Source organism: Dolichospermum flos-aquae CCAP 1403/13F (assembly GCF_012516395.1).
GTDB lineage: Bacteria > Cyanobacteriota > Cyanobacteriia > Cyanobacteriales > Nostocaceae > Dolichospermum > Dolichospermum lemmermannii.
In genome coordinates, this window is record NZ_CP051206.1 from 1,887,464 (window position 1) to 1,907,380 (window position 19,917).

17 protein-coding genes and 1 pseudogene are annotated in these 19,917 nt (G+C 36.4%); 9 read left to right on the top strand and 9 right to left on the bottom strand.

The annotated features are described in order from the left end of the window. The first annotated feature begins 88 nt into the window (after positions 1–88). A complete protein-coding gene (locus HGD76_RS09190) occupies positions 89–1,069 on the top strand; it encodes a FliH/SctL family protein (RefSeq protein WP_168695603.1) in 981 nt (326 codons plus the stop codon). 215 nt (positions 1,070–1,284) lie between these two features. Beyond that, a complete protein-coding gene (locus tag HGD76_RS09195) occupies positions 1,285–2,280 on the top strand; it encodes a protochlorophyllide reductase (RefSeq protein WP_168695604.1) in 996 nt (331 codons plus the stop codon). An 85-nt stretch (positions 2,281–2,365) separates the two neighbouring features. Here the strand turns inward: HGD76_RS09195 and HGD76_RS09200 are convergent, their stop codons facing one another. From HGD76_RS09200 to proB, 3 genes are all read right to left on the bottom strand, one after another. Continuing rightward, positions 2,366–3,382 carry a sulfate/molybdate ABC transporter ATP-binding protein gene (locus HGD76_RS09200; protein ID WP_015078462.1) on the bottom strand — a complete coding sequence of 339 codons (1,017 nt, stop codon included), beginning with the start codon at positions 3,380–3,382 and terminating at the stop codon, positions 2,366–2,368. A 183-nt stretch (positions 3,383–3,565) separates the two neighbouring features. Then, entirely contained in the window at positions 3,566–4,753 is a 1,188-nt protein-coding gene (locus tag HGD76_RS09205) for an FtsW/RodA/SpoVE family cell cycle protein (RefSeq protein ID WP_168695605.1), read from the bottom strand. Between the two features lie 116 nt (positions 4,754–4,869). Continuing rightward, the gene (gene proB, locus HGD76_RS09215) at positions 4,870–5,979 is read right to left on the bottom strand and encodes a glutamate 5-kinase (protein WP_168651218.1); all 1,110 of its coding nucleotides are present in this window, start codon (positions 5,977–5,979) and stop codon (positions 4,870–4,872) included. Between the two features lie 28 nt (positions 5,980–6,007). Between proB and HGD76_RS09220 the strand changes: the two genes are divergently transcribed. After that, positions 6,008–6,151, top strand: a complete 144-nt coding sequence (locus HGD76_RS09220; protein ID WP_233467144.1) for a hypothetical protein — start codon at positions 6,008–6,010, stop codon at positions 6,149–6,151. Positions 6,152–6,262: 111 nt separating this feature from the next. Here HGD76_RS09220 and HGD76_RS09225 read toward each other — a convergent pair whose 3' ends face one another. Together HGD76_RS09225 and HGD76_RS09230 are read right to left on the bottom strand one after the other, a co-directional pair. After that, positions 6,263–6,991, bottom strand: coding sequence for a hypothetical protein (locus HGD76_RS09225; RefSeq protein WP_210967756.1), 729 nt, complete (start codon positions 6,989–6,991; stop codon positions 6,263–6,265). A gap of 314 nt (positions 6,992–7,305) precedes the next feature. Next, complete coding sequence (locus HGD76_RS09230; protein WP_148763940.1) at positions 7,306–8,892, bottom strand: helix-turn-helix domain-containing protein; 1,587 nt, start codon at positions 8,890–8,892, stop codon at positions 7,306–7,308. A gap of 821 nt (positions 8,893–9,713) precedes the next feature. Here HGD76_RS09230 and fdxB point away from each other — a divergent pair. Next, positions 9,714–10,007, top strand: coding sequence for a ferredoxin III, nif-specific (gene fdxB, locus HGD76_RS09235; protein WP_015078457.1), 294 nt, complete (start codon positions 9,714–9,716; stop codon positions 10,005–10,007). Positions 10,008–10,594: 587 nt separating this feature from the next. Continuing rightward, positions 10,595–11,611: pseudogene (locus tag HGD76_RS09240) on the top strand (cytochrome c oxidase subunit I); the annotation flags it as partial. Between the two features lie 181 nt (positions 11,612–11,792). On the opposite strand, the gene HGD76_RS09245 reads toward HGD76_RS09240, so the two are convergent. Next, positions 11,793–12,368, bottom strand: a complete 576-nt coding sequence (locus HGD76_RS09245; protein ID WP_168695607.1) for a Uma2 family endonuclease — start codon at positions 12,366–12,368, stop codon at positions 11,793–11,795. Positions 12,369–12,689: 321 nt separating this feature from the next. Between HGD76_RS09245 and HGD76_RS09250 the strand changes: the two genes are divergently transcribed. From HGD76_RS09250 to HGD76_RS09260, 3 genes are all read left to right on the top strand, one after another. Then, complete coding sequence (locus HGD76_RS09250; RefSeq protein ID WP_168697408.1) at positions 12,690–13,259, top strand: Uma2 family endonuclease; 570 nt, start codon at positions 12,690–12,692, stop codon at positions 13,257–13,259. A 66-nt stretch (positions 13,260–13,325) separates the two neighbouring features. Further along, on the top strand, positions 13,326–14,522 hold the full coding sequence (locus HGD76_RS09255) for an ATP-binding protein (protein ID WP_168695608.1): 1,197 nt from the start codon (positions 13,326–13,328) through the stop codon (positions 14,520–14,522). A gap of 54 nt (positions 14,523–14,576) precedes the next feature. Beyond that, a complete protein-coding gene (locus tag HGD76_RS09260) occupies positions 14,577–14,807 on the top strand; it encodes a hypothetical protein (RefSeq protein WP_168695609.1) in 231 nt (76 codons plus the stop codon). 427 nt (positions 14,808–15,234) lie between these two features. Here the strand turns inward: HGD76_RS09260 and HGD76_RS09265 are convergent, their stop codons facing one another. Continuing rightward, on the bottom strand, positions 15,235–16,533 hold the full coding sequence (locus HGD76_RS09265; RefSeq protein WP_168695610.1) for an amino acid permease: 1,299 nt from the start codon (positions 16,531–16,533) through the stop codon (positions 15,235–15,237). A 100-nt stretch (positions 16,534–16,633) separates the two neighbouring features. After that, the gene (locus HGD76_RS09270) at positions 16,634–17,836 is read right to left on the bottom strand and encodes an AAA family ATPase (protein WP_168695611.1); all 1,203 of its coding nucleotides are present in this window, start codon (positions 17,834–17,836) and stop codon (positions 16,634–16,636) included. A 499-nt stretch (positions 17,837–18,335) separates the two neighbouring features. Between HGD76_RS09270 and HGD76_RS09275 the strand changes: the two genes are divergently transcribed. Next, the gene (locus HGD76_RS09275) at positions 18,336–18,794 is read left to right on the top strand and encodes a response regulator (protein WP_148763928.1); all 459 of its coding nucleotides are present in this window, start codon (positions 18,336–18,338) and stop codon (positions 18,792–18,794) included. Between the two features lie 3 nt (positions 18,795–18,797). Here HGD76_RS09275 and HGD76_RS09280 read toward each other — a convergent pair whose 3' ends face one another. Then, on the bottom strand, positions 18,798–19,916 hold the full coding sequence (locus HGD76_RS09280; RefSeq protein ID WP_168695612.1) for a hybrid sensor histidine kinase/response regulator: 1,119 nt from the start codon (positions 19,914–19,916) through the stop codon (positions 18,798–18,800). Position 19,917: the final 1 nt, after the last annotated feature.

Consider the following 19,917-nt stretch of genomic DNA (forward strand, 5'->3'; position numbering starts at 1 on the left):
CATCGTCAACCCCTATATTCTCAATAGGAATCATCATGATCCAAAGAATGTTAAATTAATATTTCTGTATTAGTCAAAATCAAATTAAATGACTCGCTTTATACATGACCAATTCGCCAAGCAATATCTCACGGAACTATTAACACCTTATGGACAAGTAGAAACCAGCAAAGATATCACCGCAGAAGTTAGACAAATTGACGTTTTATTTATCCCCTCACCTCAACCCACACAAAGCCTAGAAACACTCGGATTACTAGGGCGAATGGCCACAAAATATGCTATATTCGAACCATTTCGCAATGCTGTCAGCAAAAGTGAAATTCGCAGTTGTATGGGTAAATTATTTGACATCCATGCTGACTTAGAACGGCAATCTAACCGCAATAATACGCGAATAAATGAAGCAGAATTACCTCGTCTGTGGATTTTTACTCCGACAGCATCAATAGAACTCCTAGCCAGTTTTAATGGGACTACGGATGAAGAAAACTGGGGAAAAGGGATTTATTTTTTTGGAGAAGGATTCAAAACCATCATTATTGCCATTCACCAACTCCCTATTACACCAGAAACACTGTTTTTGAGGGTTTTAGGAAAAGGAAAAGTGCAAAGACAAGCGGTGGAAGAATTAGAAACACTGGCTAATGATGGTCCTTTTCTCGCGGATATTATACAATTAGTACATAACCTAATTGCTGTGTTATCGGCTCGTCAGCGTCAAGAACAAGATATTGATAAAGATGATCAGGAGTTGATTATGAAATTATCGGAAATTTATCAGCAACAATTAGAAGAACTGAAAAAACAAGGACGACAAGAAGGACGACAAGAAGGACTTCAGGAAGGAATTCATGTAGGACTTCAGGAAGGACGACAAGAAGGACTCCAAGCAGGTGTAGAAAGAGAACGACACGCTATGATTGAAAGTATCCTGCAAGTGCGTTTTGGTCAAATTGATCCTCAGCTACAAAGAATTATCAATCCTCTAATTGCCATGAGTAGAGAAGAATTTACTCCTTTACTTCTACAATTATCTCGTGAGGAGTTATTAGCTAAATTCGCATAACAATAGTACAGTCAGCGGAGAGGATTAGGGGTTTAGGAATGCTAAATCCCTGCATTTAGGTTTTGAAAATGTGTTTATTTATCGTTATTATCTATGATTGATTACATTCTGTTCACTACTCATTGAGCATTATTATATAAGTTTCAAAAGTATGAGATCATTAAAATCATATAAACTAATTTTGAATCAACGCATAGTTAAAGGAGTCCCAACAGATGGAACAAAATCGTAAGTCAACAGCAATCATCACAGGTGCTTCTTCTGGAGTCGGTTTGCAAGCAGCCAAGGCTCTCGTTGACAAAGGAAACTGGCACGTTATTATGGCTTGTCGTGATTTAATCAAAGCCGAAAAAGCTGCCCAGAGTGTCGGAATGCCTGCAAATAGCTATACACTCATGCAAATTGATTTAGGCTCTTTAGAAAGCGTTCGACAGTTTGTCAACAATTTCAGAGCGACTGGCAAAACCGTGGAAGCTTTGGTTTGCAACGCTGCCATTTATATGCCTTTAATCAAAGAACCGTTATTTTCTCCCGAAGGATTTGAATTAACCGTTACCACAAATCACCTCGGACATTTTCTGATGTGTAATTTAATGCTGGCAGATTTACAAAAATCACCTGCCGCTGATAAAAGATTGGTAATTTTGGGAACTGTTACCCACAACCCAGATGAATTGGGTGGTAAAATTCCTCCTCGTCCAGATTTAGGCAATTTTGAAGGTTTTGCAGCGGGTTTCCAAAATCCAATTACAATGATTGACGGTAAGCAATTTGAACCAGTCAAAGCCTACAAAGATAGTAAAGTATGTAACGTTCTCACCATGCGGGAACTACATAACCGTTTTCATGAGTCCACTGGGATTACTTTCAGTTCTCTCTATCCTGGTTGTGTAGCGACAACGGCTTTATTCCGCAATCACTATCCTCTCTTCCAGAAAATTTTCCCTCTTTTCCAAAGGTATATTACTGGAGGATTTGTCACCGAGGAATTATCAGGAGAGCGCGTTGCTATGGTAGTAGCTGATCCTGAATACAAACAATCTGGTATTTATTGGAGTTGGGGAAATCGTCAAAAGAAAGATCGGGCATCTTTTGTGCAAAAAGTCTCTCCCCAAGCACGAGACGACGAAAAAGGCAAGCGGATGTGGGATCTTAGCTACCAGTTGGTAGGATTAGGAAAAGCATCTGAAAAATCAAAATCTCTGATTTAATTGGTCAGTGGTTAGTGGTTAGTGGTCAGTAGTAAGGGGAAAAAATTTCCCCCTGCTTCCTGCTCCCTGCTCTCTGCCCTGTGTCCTAAATTGAATAATAAAGTGGAAAAGATTTAGCATCTTTAGGTTTAACATAAACCTTTTCTTGGGGTTCTAATTTTAGTTCATCGAACCGTTCCCGTGTTAAATGGGCTGTCATTGCTTGTCCATCATCTAAGGTTAATTCAACTTGAATTTCCCAACCTAAATGAATGATTCTGCTGACTATAGCTGGTACTGTTGTTCCATTAGCAACGTTTTCAATGATGATATCTTGGGGACGCAAAAATGTTTCTGGATGTGCTGATTCAAAACCGCTACTTTGAAAGATTTTGGCAGAACTGGGTAATACATTCACCGGACCAATAAAACTCATCACAAATGCAGATGCGGGATGATCATAAATTTGTGCGGGTGTTCCTACTTGTTCCACTTTGCCTTTATTCATGACCACGATTTCATCAGAAACTTCCATTGCCTCTTCTTGATCATGGGTGACGAAAACTGTGGTAACATGAACCTCATCATGGAGACGACGTAACCAAGCTCGTAGGTCTTTGCGGACTTTGGCATCAAGAGCGCCAAAGGGTTCATCTAATAATAGTACATTGGGTTCTACGGCCAATGCTCTGGCTAAAGCTACCCGTTGTCTTTGTCCACCGGAAAGCTGTGAAGGATAGCGATCGCCTAATCCACTTAATTGCACTAATTCCAATAGCTGTTCTACTTTTCCCTGAATTTTCTTTTTGGGGGCTTTGCGAATTTCTAAGCCAAAGGCGATATTTTTGCGAACAGTTAAATGTTTAAATAGGGCATAGTGCTGAAAGACAAAGCCAATATTTCTTTCTTGTACACTTTGATCAGTAGCATCTTTACCTGTCAGAAAGATTTTACCTGTATCTGGTGTTTCTAAACCAGAAATTAATCGCAATAGGGTAGATTTACCAGATCCAGATGGACCAAGTAAAGCCACTAGCGAACCACTCTGAATTTCCAGATTTACCTGTTCAACTGCTTGGAAACTACCAAATTGTTTAGAGACGTTTTCAACTACTATACCCACTGGTGCTACACCTCTGCAAATAATCTACGGTTTTTAAGTAGGAATACCGTATTTTATATTTATACCACAAATATTTGCAGTGTTATCATTAAAATTCATGAACTTAACAAATTTGAGATTTTGAATTACAGCAAGAGTCACGAGTAAAATCCTGCTGATTTAAAGAAGCGCGGAACACCAATACTAAAAAAATCGTCTTCTTGTCTGATTTTCAGATAGTGTTTTTCGTAATGGAACTACGTCGGCTTCACTACTTTCCCTCGCTACGCGAATTAATAAAGCAGAAGATATCAAACTGGCAACCATTGAATTACCACCATAACTAAACATGGGTAAAGGTAAGCCTGTAGTTGGTAAAGCGCCTGTAGTTACGCCAATATGTAATAATGATTGCCCAACCATAACAACTACTACACCAATTGCCACTAATTGAGATGTCAGATTTTTGGATTTGAGGGCAATAATTAATCCTAAAGTAGCGAATATTGCTAACATTAGTAATAGTAAAATACCGCCAATAAAACCAAATTCTTCCGAAAAAATGGCGAAGATAAAATCAGTATCTTGAATTGGTAAATAGAATAACTTTTGTTGAGAAAGTCCAAAACCAACCCCCGAAGTTTGACCCGAACCTACAGCTAATAAACTTTGTACTAACTGATAACCATCTCCTGTGGCATCAGCCCAAGGATTCATAAAGGACATAATGCGTTTGCGTTGATATTCTTTGATACTAATACTGATTATTGCTAACATTACCCCACCAATGGCTGTTCCTCCCAAGTATTTATATGGTATTCCTGCTGCTAGGGCAATAAACCAAATTGTCATGCCGCAAAGTGCTGTTGTACTTAAGTTAGGTTGGGCAAGAATTCCTAAGAGGACAAGACCGAAAACACCCAGCCAAGATAAACGAATTCCCCAACGCAGTTTTTCCCATTTTCCAAAAAGTGTCGCACTTTGTAAAACTAGAAAAGGTTTAATTAATTCTGATGGTTGGATAGGAATTGGGCCAATGGATATCCACCTAGCAGCATCAAAGGCTTTTTTTCCTAATCCTGGTACTAAGGTCAGAAAAATTAACATCAGGAAAAATATTAAAAACCAATGAGATACTCCCAAAATTTTCCGCAATGGCAAATTAACAATGATGTTGAAAATAATTAAAGAAGCTATAGCCCAAAGAATTTGCCGTTTGAAATAATATAAACCGTCACCTTGACGTTCATCAGCAACGGGATAGGATGCGGAAAAGAGGATAATTAAGCCAATAAACATCCACGTTAATGTTAGCCAGCGTAATAATCGGGCTTCTAGTCCCCAAGTAGAAACGGAATTATCAAAAATTGGGATTAAACGGAGTAGATTCACAATTTGGTAATTGGTAATTGGTAATTGGTAATTGGTAATTGGTAATTGGTAATTGGTAATTGGTAATTGGTAATTGGTAATTGGTAATTTTCTTCTTTCTTCTCCTGACTCCTGCTTTAAATCAAAACTAAATTATCTCGGTGAATCACAGTATCTGCCTTCTCATAACCTAAAATTGCTGGTATTTCCCGTGACTGTCGGCCGCAAATTTTCTGCAATTCCTCACTATTATAATTCACCAATCCTCTAGCAATTTCCTGACCATTACTATCACATAACTGCACCGCTTCTTGATTGTCAAATTCCCCCTCTACGGCTCTAATTCCTGCTGCTAATAGGGATTTTCCGGCTTTGACAACAGCGGCGATCGCTCCCGCATCTAAATATAATTTTCCCCCAGGAATTAAACCATAAGCTATCCAGCGTTTGCGGGCTGAAGTTGGTTCTGGTTGGGGTGCAAAGTGTGTACCGATGAGTTCCCCTTGGATAATTTTTTCAATGTTCCGGGGAAACTGTCCTTGGGTAATGACTGTGCGGATACCAGCCGCGATCGCAATTCTGGCCGCAGAAATTTTAGTCATCATCCCCCCAGTCCCCCATTGAGAACCCTGTCCACCAGTTTGAATCTGTAAATCTGTCAGTTCTTGCATACTGCTAACTAAACTAATCGGTTTAGCATCAGGTACAGAACGAGGATCGGCTGAATATAATCTATCAACATCTGTTAATAAAAACAGCCAATCTGCTTCTACTAAACTGGCTACTAATGCAGAAAGGGTATCATTATCTCCAAACTTTAATTCTTCCACAGCTACTGTATCATTTTCATTAACAATGGGAATTACTCCCAAAGCTAGTAATTCTTGAAAAGTATTATTAGCATTAAGATAGCGGCTACGCTGTACCAAATCTGCCCTTGTTAATAATACTTGAGCAATTGGTTGTTGCAAAATACTAAATAAATCATCATATATACGCATTAATCTACCCTGTCCAACTGCTGCTACAGCCTGTTTTAAAGCTATAGTTTTGGGACGTTCCGTTAAACCTAACCGCGCACAACCTACTCCCACAGCACCGGAGGAAACTAAAATTACTCGATGTCCCTGTCGTCTCAAATCACAAAGAGTTTCCGCTAAAGTAGCAATGCTAGAAAGGGCTAATTGTCCGGTTTCTGGTTGAGTGAGACTAGAAGTACCGATTTTAACAACGATTGTTTTGGTCATTTGTCAGTTGTCAGTTGTCAGTTGTCAGTTGTCAGTAGGGGCGAAGCATTTGGAAGATAAATTATCAGTCATTGCCAAAAATAGTTCTCCAAATGCTTCGCCCGTACAGTTGTCAGTTGTCAGTTGTCAGTTGTTACCAAAAAATTGTACAGCGCCAATCCCTCTCTTGTGAAGGCAAGTAACTAGTTGCTTGTTTGCTAATTTTCCTTAATGGATGCTACGGAGTAGAATTCAGGTGTCAGCAGAGGTCTAGCAGGTCTAAACCTCTGCTTAGTCCTATCTTCTAAAACCCACGGAAGTTATAACCAACTCCCAACAAAACCCCGACATCAGTTTTACTAAAAAACCCAGCATTGACAGCGGCTGTGGCGGTTAATCTACTATTGAGAGGTACGTCTATACCACCAGTGACTAACAAAGCAGTTTCAGATTTATCGCCTGTTTCAATGACTGCACCTAATCCAAAATAAGGAGCTATGGGTAAAGCTTCTGTAAATGGATCTGGTGATTTAAAAGACAAGTCATAAGTGATAGGGACGAGAAATGTTGTGTTTGATCCTAGTATTACTGATGGTCTGACTGATAGAGTTTTGGTAACACCAATTTTACTAATGATAGTAAAGTTACCATCACTTAGGTCTGAAAAGCCACCGGAAGCACCAACGTTGAAACCAACACCGATGTAGCTACTACCACCACGAGTGGCTCTACCTATGCCAATTGGACTTTGTGCGATGCGATTAGATGGTTGTGTTTTTTCACTGGCTTCTGTAGAACCAGAATTGAGCATAACTGATGAAGTTTCTACTGTTCCTGGTATGGGTGTGATTGTTCCACTGGCTATTTCTTCTGTAGCAACGGTGGATATTGATGTTTGGTGGGTGGGAAGAATAATTGTTTCTGGCTCAACTGTCTGAGCATTTACGGAAAGTCCGCTCCCTAAAATTACCAAAGCTGCAAAACTTGGTAAGGTTAAAGAACTTTTACGAAAAATAATATTACTCACGTTCACTCCTCACTAGATTTAAGATCGACACCATCATCTTGACAAATTTCCTTAATACTCATCATTTAACACGAAAAATCAAAATTTGCATCTTGATTTTGTTTAATTAACTAAGTTGTGAGCATTGGTAACAATTTAAGCGATACCTTTGCCAAATTGAAAAAAGCCTTGATTAATATTTAGGGTTGTTTGCGTTGCGGAGAAAATAGTGCGTATTTATACGGGAATTATAGGCATCCGTCATCACCAAACAAATGCGTTGGGTTGCGCTATCGCTTAACCCAACCTACAAAAAATAGCGAAGGTATTGCTTAATTGTTTTAAGAGATATCTAGCAATTGTCTCAGAAGCATTTGATCGTCTAGTTTCGCTTTTAAACGACCTTTTTCCACGTCACGAATCCAGCTTTGGCTTTTTTCCATCAGCTTTGCTAATTCCCTTTGGGAAAGGTTCATTTTTTTACGTCCTTCTGTCACTTGTTCCCCCAATAAATTACCTGTTTGTTGATGATTACTTTTGGATTTAGTGGTGCGACGTTGTTTTTTATCTGATTCTGAGCGGTTTTCCCAGTCTGGAGGGAGTTCAAAAGATAAAATTCGGGCATTCAGAAGCAAATTCCATTTACCACGTGGTCCGCTGTCTGTGAGACGATTTTCACCACTACCATCATTAATCCAAAATTCTAAAGCTTCCTCTGGATCTTCAGGAATATCAACTAATTTTGCCCACAAAGGTTGAATTTCTGGGGGATAGGTAACAGGATCAAATAATGGCTTTACTCCATAATGATTGAGAACTTCTAAATCATTTTCATAGGCTTTAAGGAGGCGTTTACGTTCTTCCCTGTGTCTAGAAGCTTGAGTCACTTTTTCCTCACCATAAGCAACGCGCAGCAAAGTAGGAATAGTAATCCTTTGTTCTCTACCCATTTTGGTTTTAAATAATAACCAAAGCATAAGTCTCACAGCCCCTTCATGTTGTTGCCACAGACTCATAACTGTGGTTAATAGGGTTTTGGGAAGACTGCCATACTGATAAAATGTGGTGCGTTCTTTGCATCCTTGTCTGTTGAAGAAATGTTGTGTCCAAATCCCAGCTTTGACTGTAAATGTCAGTCCGACTAAATATTTACAACCTTGATCATCTTCTTGAAAATGGTGCTGAGTATCTGTCAAATTCCATAGATAACTATCTTTAATAGAAAAACTGGGAACTCTACCCTGTTGCGGCCAGTCAATAGAAACCATGAGAGAACAAGTTTGATAAACGATGTTTTTAATTAAACCAAGTTTGGTGCTTTTGCTGAGGTCTTTACGTTTTTCTAAGCCCAAATACTGTTCAATTTGTCGTTCATCAATTGTAAATTCTTCTTCCCAAGGTTGATCTAGGGCTGTGATTTGAGCAGCAAAAATGAGATGGATACAAGCAGCACGAATGTCTAGATAATCAATTGCTTGTAAATTATCAGCGCGGTTATTAGCTTGAAATAGGTCTTGGATCTGAAAGGAAATTGTCCCTCGGCCTTGATTAACTGAGCGACTGTAATGTAAATTACCCTCCTCATTTTTTTCCCATTGTAAAGATGTTCGTTGCGCTAGTAAATTACAAGCTTCCCAAATAACTATTGCTGACGCAAAGGGATTATTCTTACCATTAGAAAACAAATCTGGACTAGTCGCATCACGTGGTTCAACTTTGCATCTTCCTTTTTTTGCGTGTGTAGGTATAGGCGCATTTGTTGGACAAGCAATCACACATTGTGGTTGTAAATAATAACCCTCACAATTATTACAAAGGGCAGGATCAACCCAATATTCATCATCTTCGATTTTGATTGCACCCGTAGGACATAGGGGTCGGCAGTTGTCACATCCCACGCAACTGTTGTTAGGAATTATATGTGGCATAGGAACTGTTCCTACTTTAATCGTTGAGATGTTTGGCTCAAGTCTCCCCTTAATGTGTCCAATTGATTCATAACTTGCTACCAAATTACCTCTATAACGAGAAGATATTTTTCTCGCCTGATTAATTACTGATATGGTTAATGAAGCCAGATTTTGTAGCTATTTATATTTTGCAAAGTTAGGCTTCATTGCTTCTTCATTAACTATAATTTTCATAAAGATTTCAATAAGATTGTTCGGGATGAGCTTGGCAGCATTTCTTAATATTTACCTGAATATTTACTGTCATAATGTTTGGTTTGGGCTATATAAATTATGCTAAATGTTTTTGAGTAACATCTTATAGGCGGGAATGGGTAATTGGTAATAAAGAATAGAAAACAAAATGGTTCAAAAATAGAGGAAATGATTTTTTAAAGTTTGTGTTTACTAATACTCTCAGGAGAATATTTTTATCTAATTAGAAAATATTTGCAAATAGGAAGTCAATTAAGCAAATAATAATCTTTGATAATTGATTATTATTCTTGTTACATAAGATATCTTTAGGCTAATTTATCAAGCTTTATTGAAAAAATAAATTTAAACACAATTCTAGAAACCTTTGACTAATAAGCTTTCTATCCAAGCACACTACGCAAATTTATCAATAAGTAATATCATTTAATATTTTGAACTAATTAAAAATAAATAATATTGTTTAGCAAGTCATCAAAATTTGACAAAAAGTTAATTTTTGTGATTGAAAAAATGAAATCTCAGGCTAGTATGAAGATTAAAGGATTAACTAACATCTAGCTAAAATTGCTGAGGTTTTATTCATGGCTACATTAACAGGATTGACTTATGGTGGTAATGCTTGGACTCCTAAATTTGCTCAAGAAATAGATAAAGAAAAATGTATTGGTTGTGGCAGATGTATGAAAATTTGTGGTCATAAAGTTTTAGCTTTAATGGCTTTGAATGAAGAAGGTGAATTTGTAGTAGATGAAGATGAAGAAGAAGTTGAACGGAAAGTAATGGTTATTGCTAATCCAGAAAACTGTATTGGTTGTGAAGCTTGCGCTCGGATTTGTTCCAAGAATTGTTACAGTCATGACACACTAGATAAATAACATTCTTGGTAATTTTCACCGTGTGATGTTTTGCAAAACACTGGTCATTTTTGTCAAGTTTATCAGCAAGGTAATTAGAGGGGAATCTCGATATTTACAGCAATTGGTTAAAAAGTTCACAGTCAACAGAAACGTAGATCTTAACTTGTTATTATCTGAAAAAATCATACTTGCTACTATTTTTTCTACTGCTATTTGATTTATGAAAATATCAACTCTCAGATCCTTGATTTCTTGAATAAGTCGAGGATTTTGTGATTATCAATATAATTAGCGGCTCTACCATTCCCTTGATGTAAAACAACATTTATTGTAGGTTGGGTTGACGTATGTTACCCAACAACTCCGCCAATGTTGGGTTTCACCTCTTACCCTGCGCTAATCTTGCTACAACCCAACCTATAGAAATTAAATTAATATTCTTCTCCATAAGGGGAGCGGTAGAACCTAATTAGCTAATAACTGACAAAAGACAATTTACAAAAATATGACACAAGTAAATTTTCCAGTTAATCCCCCACCTGATGAAAGTGAATCACCAACCCGGTTGGTTACTCATAGTTCTCATCCCGAAGCTGGGAAAGTTCATTTTAGCAACTTCTATCCTCGCTCTTTTATCTACTCCCGTATTAGCAGCAGGTTTAGTTTTGCTGTTATTTGATATTAACTTAGGCACATCTTTTCTTAAACCAGATGCAGGTGGTAACGTTGTTATTTATCAACATTTATTCTGGTTTTATTCCCATTCAGCAGTTTATTTCATGACTCTGCCGATTTTCGGAATTATATCCGAAGTTATTCCCACTCATGCCCGGAAACCGATATTTGGTTATAAAGCGATCGCCTTTTCCACAGTTGTTATTTGCGTCGTTGGTTTATTCCTTTGGGTACATCATCTATTTACCAGTGGTACACCGGGTTGGATACGGATTTTCTTCACTATTTCCACACTCATAGTTGCAGTTCCCATAGGTGTGAAAATCTTAGGTTGGGTTGCAACATTATGGGGTGGAAAAATCCGTTTCACCAGTGCCATGTTATTCGCCACTGGTTTATTATCAATGTTCGTCATGGGTGGTTTAAGCGGTATAATTATGGGAAAAGCTCCCTTTGATGTTCACGTTCACGACACCTATTATGTAGTCGGCTATTTCCACTACGTTTTATTTGGTGGTTCAGTTCTCGGTATTTACGCAGGTATCTATCATTGGTTTCCCAAAATAACCGGCAGAATGATGAACGAAGCCTGGGGACGAGTTCATTTTGCGCTTACCTTCATCGGTACAAACTTAACATTCCTGCCCATGCACAAACTGGGTTTACAAGGAATGCCTCGCCGAGTTGTCATCTATGACCCCCAATTTACTACCTTAAACCAGCTTTGCACCATTGGCGCAATCTTTTTAGGTATTTCTGTGATTCCCTTCGCTTTAAACGCCATTTTCAGTTGGCGAAAAGGCGAACTCGCAGGTGATAATCCCTGGGAAAGTTTAACTTTGGAATGGACAACTTCTTCCCCACCTATGATTGAAAACTGGGAAGTTTTACCTGTTGTCACTCATGATCCTTATGACTACGGGGATAGCCATGATCAAAGTAAATGAACTACATTTTTTTGTCTCACGCAGAGTCGCAGAGTCACAGAGAGAAATTAAGAGAAATTGTAGGTTAGGTTAAGCGACAGTGCAACTCAACAAACCTCCAAAAATGAGTAATTCTTCATTATGAATTACTCTCCTATAATCCAATTTCATAAATATCCAAATCAATATTAACAGGATTTTCTTATTTATCCTGATCAAATATTTGCGAAACTTTTAAATTTAGACTATTAAATTGTGGAGATAAAACTAAATCATCACCGGAGAAAATCCCAATCTCAGTGTAACTTTCATTAATTAATTCTAAAACTAATATGCTTTGGGTTTGGGGGTCAATAATCCAATATTCAGGAATACCACAATCTTGATATTGTAGACGTTTGGCAATGAAATCTCTATCTCTTTGTAATTCGCCAGGACTAACAACTTCAACAACCAATAAAGGTGGTAGCATTGATAGGCGAATAGTGTTCCGATTTGCTAATTGTTGAATATGCTCTTCTCGAATAATAGTCAGGTCAGGATAACGGTTTCTCGGTTCTCCTCTTACTTCCAATTCCAAACCATGTCCCCGCACTCTTTTATGACCCAAGAGAGAGACAAATTGAATTAATAAAAATGTAGCAATTTGCACATTGATTCCTGATTCTGGGGGCATTTCAATTAACTCTCCATTAAACAATTCATAAAGTTTTTCTGTACCATCATCATAAGATAAATATTCTTCAAAGCTTTGAAATTGATGTTTAACTTGTAGCATCAGAGTTACTCCATCTATTGCCGTAGTTAGTTAGATTTTAACACTATTTATTTCTCTCTACGTCTCTGCACAAAATTAAATGTAATTCACTCAGAACTTACGCAACTGGCATATTGGTAGGGTGCGTCAGATACCAACAATCTATTTATTTGCAGGATTTATGCAGTCTGACGTGGTTGGTGAGCTTGCCGAACCACACCCTACAACATATTTTGGGTGTGACACTTCTATCACTTACCAGAAAATTTTAGACCTTCACATTAGCGATCGCCCCAATTTTGCTATAATCATGATCACTTCAATGTAATCGGTTACAACATGATGATTACCACTGTTGAGCGTCGTTATAGTTTAGATGAATATCGCGCCATTGAAGAAAAAGCTGAAGGGCGCAGTGAATATCATAATGGAGAAATTGTACCAATGTCTGGAGGATCACTCAACCACAGCCGGATAGGTGGCAATATTTTTGCATTTCTCAAGTTTTTGCTACTTGATAGTAAATTTGAGCCAATTAATAGCGATTTACGCCTATGGATTCCTGAATATAAACGCGGATTATATCCAGATGTGATGGTTTTTGCAGGTGAACCGCAACTAAATGAAAATCGCAGTGATGAAGTTTTAAATCCTATTTTAATTGTGGAAGTATTATCTCCTTCAACAGCAGATTATGACCGCAAAAGCAAGTTTCGGATGTATCGTTCAATTAGCAGTTTTTGTGAATATTTATTAGTTGAACAAGATGAACCTTTCATCGAGAAATATAGTAAACAATCTCAAGGTTGGTTGTTAAGTGATTTTAATAATTTAGAAAAATCCATTTCTTTGGAGTCAATTGGGGTTGAATTACCGATAGCGGAAATTTATCGCGGTGTTGTTTTTGGGTAAGTAGTGAGTTATAATAGGCTAGAATAAGTTATTGTTACCTTAATTAAGTGTAAATAGTAAAACTATATGAGATTAGACTTTTTAGAATATTGTCAAGATAAATATTTGCCAAGTGAATGGCGTTTAGATGGTTGTCAATTAGGCAATATAAACTTAATCGTTGGTAAAAACGCTTCTGGCAAATCAAGAATACTTAGAAGTATTAAATTTTTATCAGATTTTCTATCTGGTGAAGAAAAGCTCAGTAGACTTGATGGTAGGTTAAGAGAGTGGAAACTAACTTTTGATTCTTATAACGGAGATAATAAAAAAGTCTACATATTGAAAGTTGAGAATAGTCTAGTAATTGAAGAAAGTTACACTGTTGGATCTAAATGTTGGCTGATGAGAGATAAATCAGGTAAAGGTAAAATTTGGGCTAAACAATTAGAAAAAGAAATTGATTTTCAAACACCTACTAATGAAGTCGCTGCTTTCCATCGAAGAGATTCTATCCAGCATCCTTTTTTTGACAAAGTTTACACTTGGGCAAGTTTATTGAGGTATTACGAATTTGGAACGGATTTAGGCAGAAGTAGTCTTGATGCAATTAACAGCGAAAGCGTTGCGATAATCAAAAAAAATATAGACTTCAACAATAAAAATCATGTAATTCGCATATTCAAATTAGGAGAAAAAGAGTTAGGAGAAAGTTTTATTGAATCTATCAAGTCAGATATGTTATTGGTTGGTTACAGAATAGATGAAATTGGTACTAAAACGCCATCAACTTCGATTTTTCAAGAAGATAACTCCTACTTTCCAGAAGTAAAACAGCAATATATTTATGTTCAAGAAAGTGATTTAAAAGATAAAACTGAACAATCAATAATATCTCAAGGGATGTTTAGAGTATTATCTTTAATTATTCAAATAAACTACTCACTATTAGCTAAAAAGCCTAGTTGTATATTAATAGATGATATTGGTGAAGGACTCGATTTTGAAAGATCATCAGCAATGATTGAGCTACTTATCAAAAAAGCAGAAACTGGGTTAGTACAACTAATCATGACAACTAATGACAGCTTTGTTATGAATGGTGTTCCTTTAGATTATTGGTCAGTAATTGAGAGGAAACCAGGATTAGCTAAACTTCATAACATACATAACTCAAAGCAAATATTTGATGATTTTAAATTTATTGGGTTAAATAACTTTGATTTTTTTGAAACTCAATTTTACTTAAAAGGATTTGATAATGAGGAGCATATAGAGGAGTGAAAAAATTAGCTATTTTTGTAGAAGGTAAAACAGAACACAGAGCAAATTCAAGCAATGTTTGGATTTAATCCTCAAACTGATGATATGGAACAAAGACCTCATCCTACTAAGGATATGGAACTTATTTATAACTATACAGGAAAAGGTTATAACAAAAGCGAGAAACAACTCAATAGACTTGCATCTAATTTAGATTACGAGTTTATATATATACACCTTGCTAATAGTGTTCCTAGTTTGGGAGAATTTGTTGGATATATTGATAAATTCATGATTTCTCCATAAAGATGATATATGAAGAAATGTATTTATCTTAATAGTCTGAAAAGATACAATAATATCTTCCTGTCGGCAATTTTTATCTACCCAATGGAGGAATCATGACATACCAAATAAATATTAAATGATTAAATATTCCGATCACCTGACGAACTTTAACAGCATATCCCTTTGTTTGCACTATACAAACAAGGGATTTTTTTTATGCAAATTCGTAAATGATACCAATTGCAGATGATAATCATCATTTTATATATCTTAGGGGGGACTGGATTCAAGCCGAATAAATATTAAATATTAAGTAGCCCGATTACCCTACCGGACTTTAGCTCCAAATCCTCTCTTGTCATTATCCGATAAGAGAGGTTTTATTCACTTTTTATCAGCTTACTCAGAAATCTGCTAATTTTCATTAACCGAAAATTATTCATTTTTAGAATTGATATATTACCAAAATTTGTCTACATATTAAAAATAATGCCCCGACCATAATCAATATTAATGTTATTTTTCCCCCAGGAACTAAGGTTTGATAGTTACCATTAGTAAATTCTGGTGTTTGACTTTGTTTCCAACTCATTAATGCTGGCATAATTCCTCCTAAAATGGAAGCACTAAATGCGCCAGTATATTCTAGAGCATGAAAAAAGATGGTAGGATTAAATGTTCCTAAACTCAGAGGTGGAAGCAACACTAAAGAATAGAGAGGTAAACGAGAAATTTCGCTTTTGGTAATGGTGGAAATATCTTTAAAAAAGTCTGTTAACCCATAAGTAATCCCAATAAATGATGTCACAATTGCAAATTCAGAAAAAATTGATAATAACACAGCAAACCATTCTCCTGATTGACCAGTTCGGAGAATTTCCAGTGGATCAAATACTTTCTCATTTTCGAGATTATGCGATAAAATATCTGGAGTCATGCAGCCTAAAATAACCGCATTCCAAGCTAGAAACATGAACAAGGGAATCACTGAACCAATAATCATAGATCGTCGAATTTTGGGAATGTCTCCTTCCAATTGAGTTACAACCAATGGAACAATACTATGAAAGAACATTGCTACATAAATAACAGCAACAGCATTACCAATAGATTGCCAATTTTGTACTAGAAGTTGAGAGTTTTGGAATTGCATTCCCCCTAATATTAATAAACCGAAAAAAGCAATTAGTAAAATAATAATAAATATACCATTAATCTTTTCTACTAATCTATCTTTACCCCAATACATTAGGCTGCCAAATACTAGAAAAAAACTTACTGTTCCTACCCACTGAGGTGAAATATGTTCTAATTCCCAAACTTGATCAACTGTGGTTATTAAAATTTTGCCACCTTCGGTCATATATGCCACCAAGAGGGCATAGTGGTTAAATATATAGGCAATTCCGGCAATTCTCGCTCCTGGTTTACCGAGAATCTTGGCTATGATTGCTAATAAACCTATATGAGAAATACCCTCAACTCTCATCACATTTAAAGTCAATTCTGCAACTAATAAACCGGAAATTAAAGCATACAGCCATACAGTAATAAGTAGGATTGTAGATGGTATAATCCCAGATGGTAAAGTTACCGCAGGTAATCCAATAATCCCCGCCCCAATAGTAGTTCCGACAATTAAAGCTGTATTTCCAAAAACACTACCAGGTTGATGTTGAAATTTATTATCATCAAACTTTAGGTGAGAAAATAATCGCGTTACTGGTTGTTCTTGTTTATTCATAGTGCAGGTAATTAGTGTTATTTAGTGTTATTTAGATCCCCTATTTAGATCCCCGACTTCTCTAAGAAGTCGGGGATCTTGTTTCTTGTTCTTTGTTTTATTAAACAAATTTTTTGCTAAACTCACAGATTAAGTCTACCCTACCTTTACGTAACATGGCTGGATCTAATCTTTCTGTGGTATTACAAGTCATTAGTATTACTAATTTCTGTTGCATTTGCATCACAGATTCATCAATTACGCTTTGGTATAATGTCCCATCTAATAAGGCTAGAATATGCTCGGTTTTGTTGTTATATTGTGCTACTTCTGAAGCTCGATCTTGAGCTAAATTATCAGCTTCATTGATGATAATACAAATCTTTTCTAAATATGTTGGCGGCACAAAATTAGTAATGGCATCATGATCTAAAATGAAAATTACATATCCTAAAGGAACAAGAATTTCCTTAGCCACACTTTGTGTCCATGCTGTTTTTCCTGTACCTGGTGCGCCATGGACTACAACGGCTAATTGATTTTGATCTAAAATTGTTTGTTGAACTATGTCAGTAAAATTTTGAATGTCTTGGGGAAATGTTAGCAATGGATACTGACTATGAACTTTCCCGACACGACTTTGATATCCACTCAGCATTACTGCTAAATCATAGGTGGCTTTATTAATTAATGGCTGCATATTTTTGGCCATTAAAGTGTAGTTTCTTCTACCTCTTTCATAAGCTTCAATCTGTAGCCAAATATCATGTTCTGACCAATAGGCATAAACTGTATTAACTACATCTAACCTTTCCCAATTCACAAATTTTTCAACGGGGAAATAAAAGTCTCTTTCTGAGTAATATTGAGTGATAACATCAGGACGTTCTAATAGTTTCAAAACTCGTAAAACGGTTATTTCTTGGAGAAGATTCAGAACATAGTCAATGGGAATACTATTACGACTGACAAATTGAACGAGAGGTGTTTCTGTTGTCAAAAAGTCTTTATGGCGATGTTCTGGGGTGAGCATATCTGGTGTAATATAATTCCAATATTTTTGGAATTCACCACGGGTATAATCTGAAGCTAAATTTAAAATATTTGCCCACCAAGCATACTCTTTTCTCGCTAGAGCATCAGCATAATAGCTGACTAAATTAATACTTTTCTGGGTTAATTCTTGAGTATCATGAAATAAAATTTTACCGAAGTATTCCCAATCAAAATCTCTGTGAAATGGCCGCCAACCACTAGATAACAAGTGTTGAAAGTTCTTATTGGTGTTATTACTTTCGTTGGTTCGGAAATAGTCAAAATCCATAGTCAAATTATTCTCTGTTGAAACAGGCAATGATGCACAACTTTTTGATCACACTTATTTATGTAACATACTATAGCATTACACCAAAAAGGTTTTACTGCCTACCGCTGTTGGTGTAGCCTGTCCTTAGGGAACTTGCTAGATTACACAAAAAGAGGTTGTGTCAACTATTTTACACGAGTTATGAATTTGTTGATTTTTCTAAATAAATTTATTGACAATTTTGCATATAATCAAAATATATCTGCTAAAAGTATTAAAGCTGGATTTTTATTTCCTGTTCAAATTGGTGTCAGGATTTAGCCGTCAGTTGTCATCTGATACAGCTTTTAATTCAGAAATACAGGATAATTAACACTTCCTCTTTTTTGCTGTTCTGGCTTTTGGCTGATAGCTGAATGCTTACAAATCGGTTGAGATAATAACCAATGAGGATTTACAAGTTTGTCTATTATGCCCAAAAAAACCACTACTCCCCATTAACTACTCTGGAGACGAGATGTATCTAGCGCATTCATTCATGAGTGATGAGAAACGGAAAAAACATCAACAGCCTTTAATTTTAGTGGTAGAAAATCATGATGATAGTCTACTGCTAATGGGTTATACCCTTGAGTTACTTGGTTGTCAGTCTATTTGTCAAAAAGAAAGTTCAAAAACAGTATTTATGGCGAAAGAACACCAACCTGATTTAATTTTATTAAATATTTTTTTACCAGGTATGAGTGGACTAGACGTTATTCGATATCTAAAGCAAGAATCATTAACTTGTCATATTCCCGTGGTTGCTGTTACCGTTTTAACTGGGAGTGAAGATAAACAACATATTCTAGAAGCAAAGTTTGATGATTACATCACTAAACCTTATATGATTGAGGAATTGGCAGCAATTATCTACCGGTTACTAGGTAGAAAATTTGAGCTATGCTCAACTTTAGAAGTGCAGCACATTCATTAATAATTATTCAGTGATTTTAGGTAATTTGACTGTGAATATACTACCTTTACCCAGTTCGGAGAAAACTTCTATTTTACCTCTGTGTGCTTCAGCAATCCGGCTGGAAAGGTGTAGTCCTAAACCACTACCTGATCTTTTATTCTGTCCTTGGTGAAAGCGCTCAAAAATTGTTCCCTGATCTTCTGCCGCAATGCCATAACCTGTATCTTGAACTTCGATGACTACTTCACTTAGATGATTGATTGGGGATAAGGTTTCAAAAATGCGAATTTCTATACTACCTGTATCAGTAAATTTGATCGCATTACCAATTAAATTATTAAACACTCGTCGTAATTCTAAGCGATCGCCGTTAACTATTCCCCCATTATTTCCAGTTGGGCTTAATTCATGGGTATCCAATTTTAAAATTAAGTTTTTCTCCTGTGCTAGGGGAGTTAGTTCACTGACTACTTCAGCCGCAATTGTTGTTAAGTTACATGATTCAAAGTTGAGGGTTTTTTTCCCAGCCTCAAAACGGTAAACTTCTAGCAATGTATTCACCATTTCCAGAAGATTTTGATTACTGCGAATCATCACATGAATCGGTTGTTTCATTTCTGAAGGAATCTGACCAAAGACTTCTTGCAGAAATAAATTTAGCATTCGATCAGCGGCTACTAAGGGAGTACGTAAATCATGGGTGAGACGAGAAACAAAGTCTTCTCGCTGTAGTGTCATTTTTCGTTGTTCGTCAATACTGTGCTTTAATCTTAACAGCGATCGCACTCTTGCTAATAGTTCTTCTGTCTCAAAGGGTTTACAAATAAAATCATCAGCACCAACATCTAAACCTTTAACAACGCTAGATTCGTTATAAGCTGTCAGGAGTAAGATCGGAATATAGTTGATTTCGGGATTATTCCGAATCCGTAGTGTAACTTCATAACCATCTATTCCCGGCATCATCACATCTAAAATAATCAAATCCGGTGGTAATTCTGCTACTTTGTCTAAAGCTGCTTGACCATTGGTAGCTGAATCAACATGATATCCCTCACTTTCTAAAAGTGTTCTCACTACATCGAGATTATCTTGGACATCATCAACAGACAAAATTCGGTCTTTTTTTAAATTAGACATA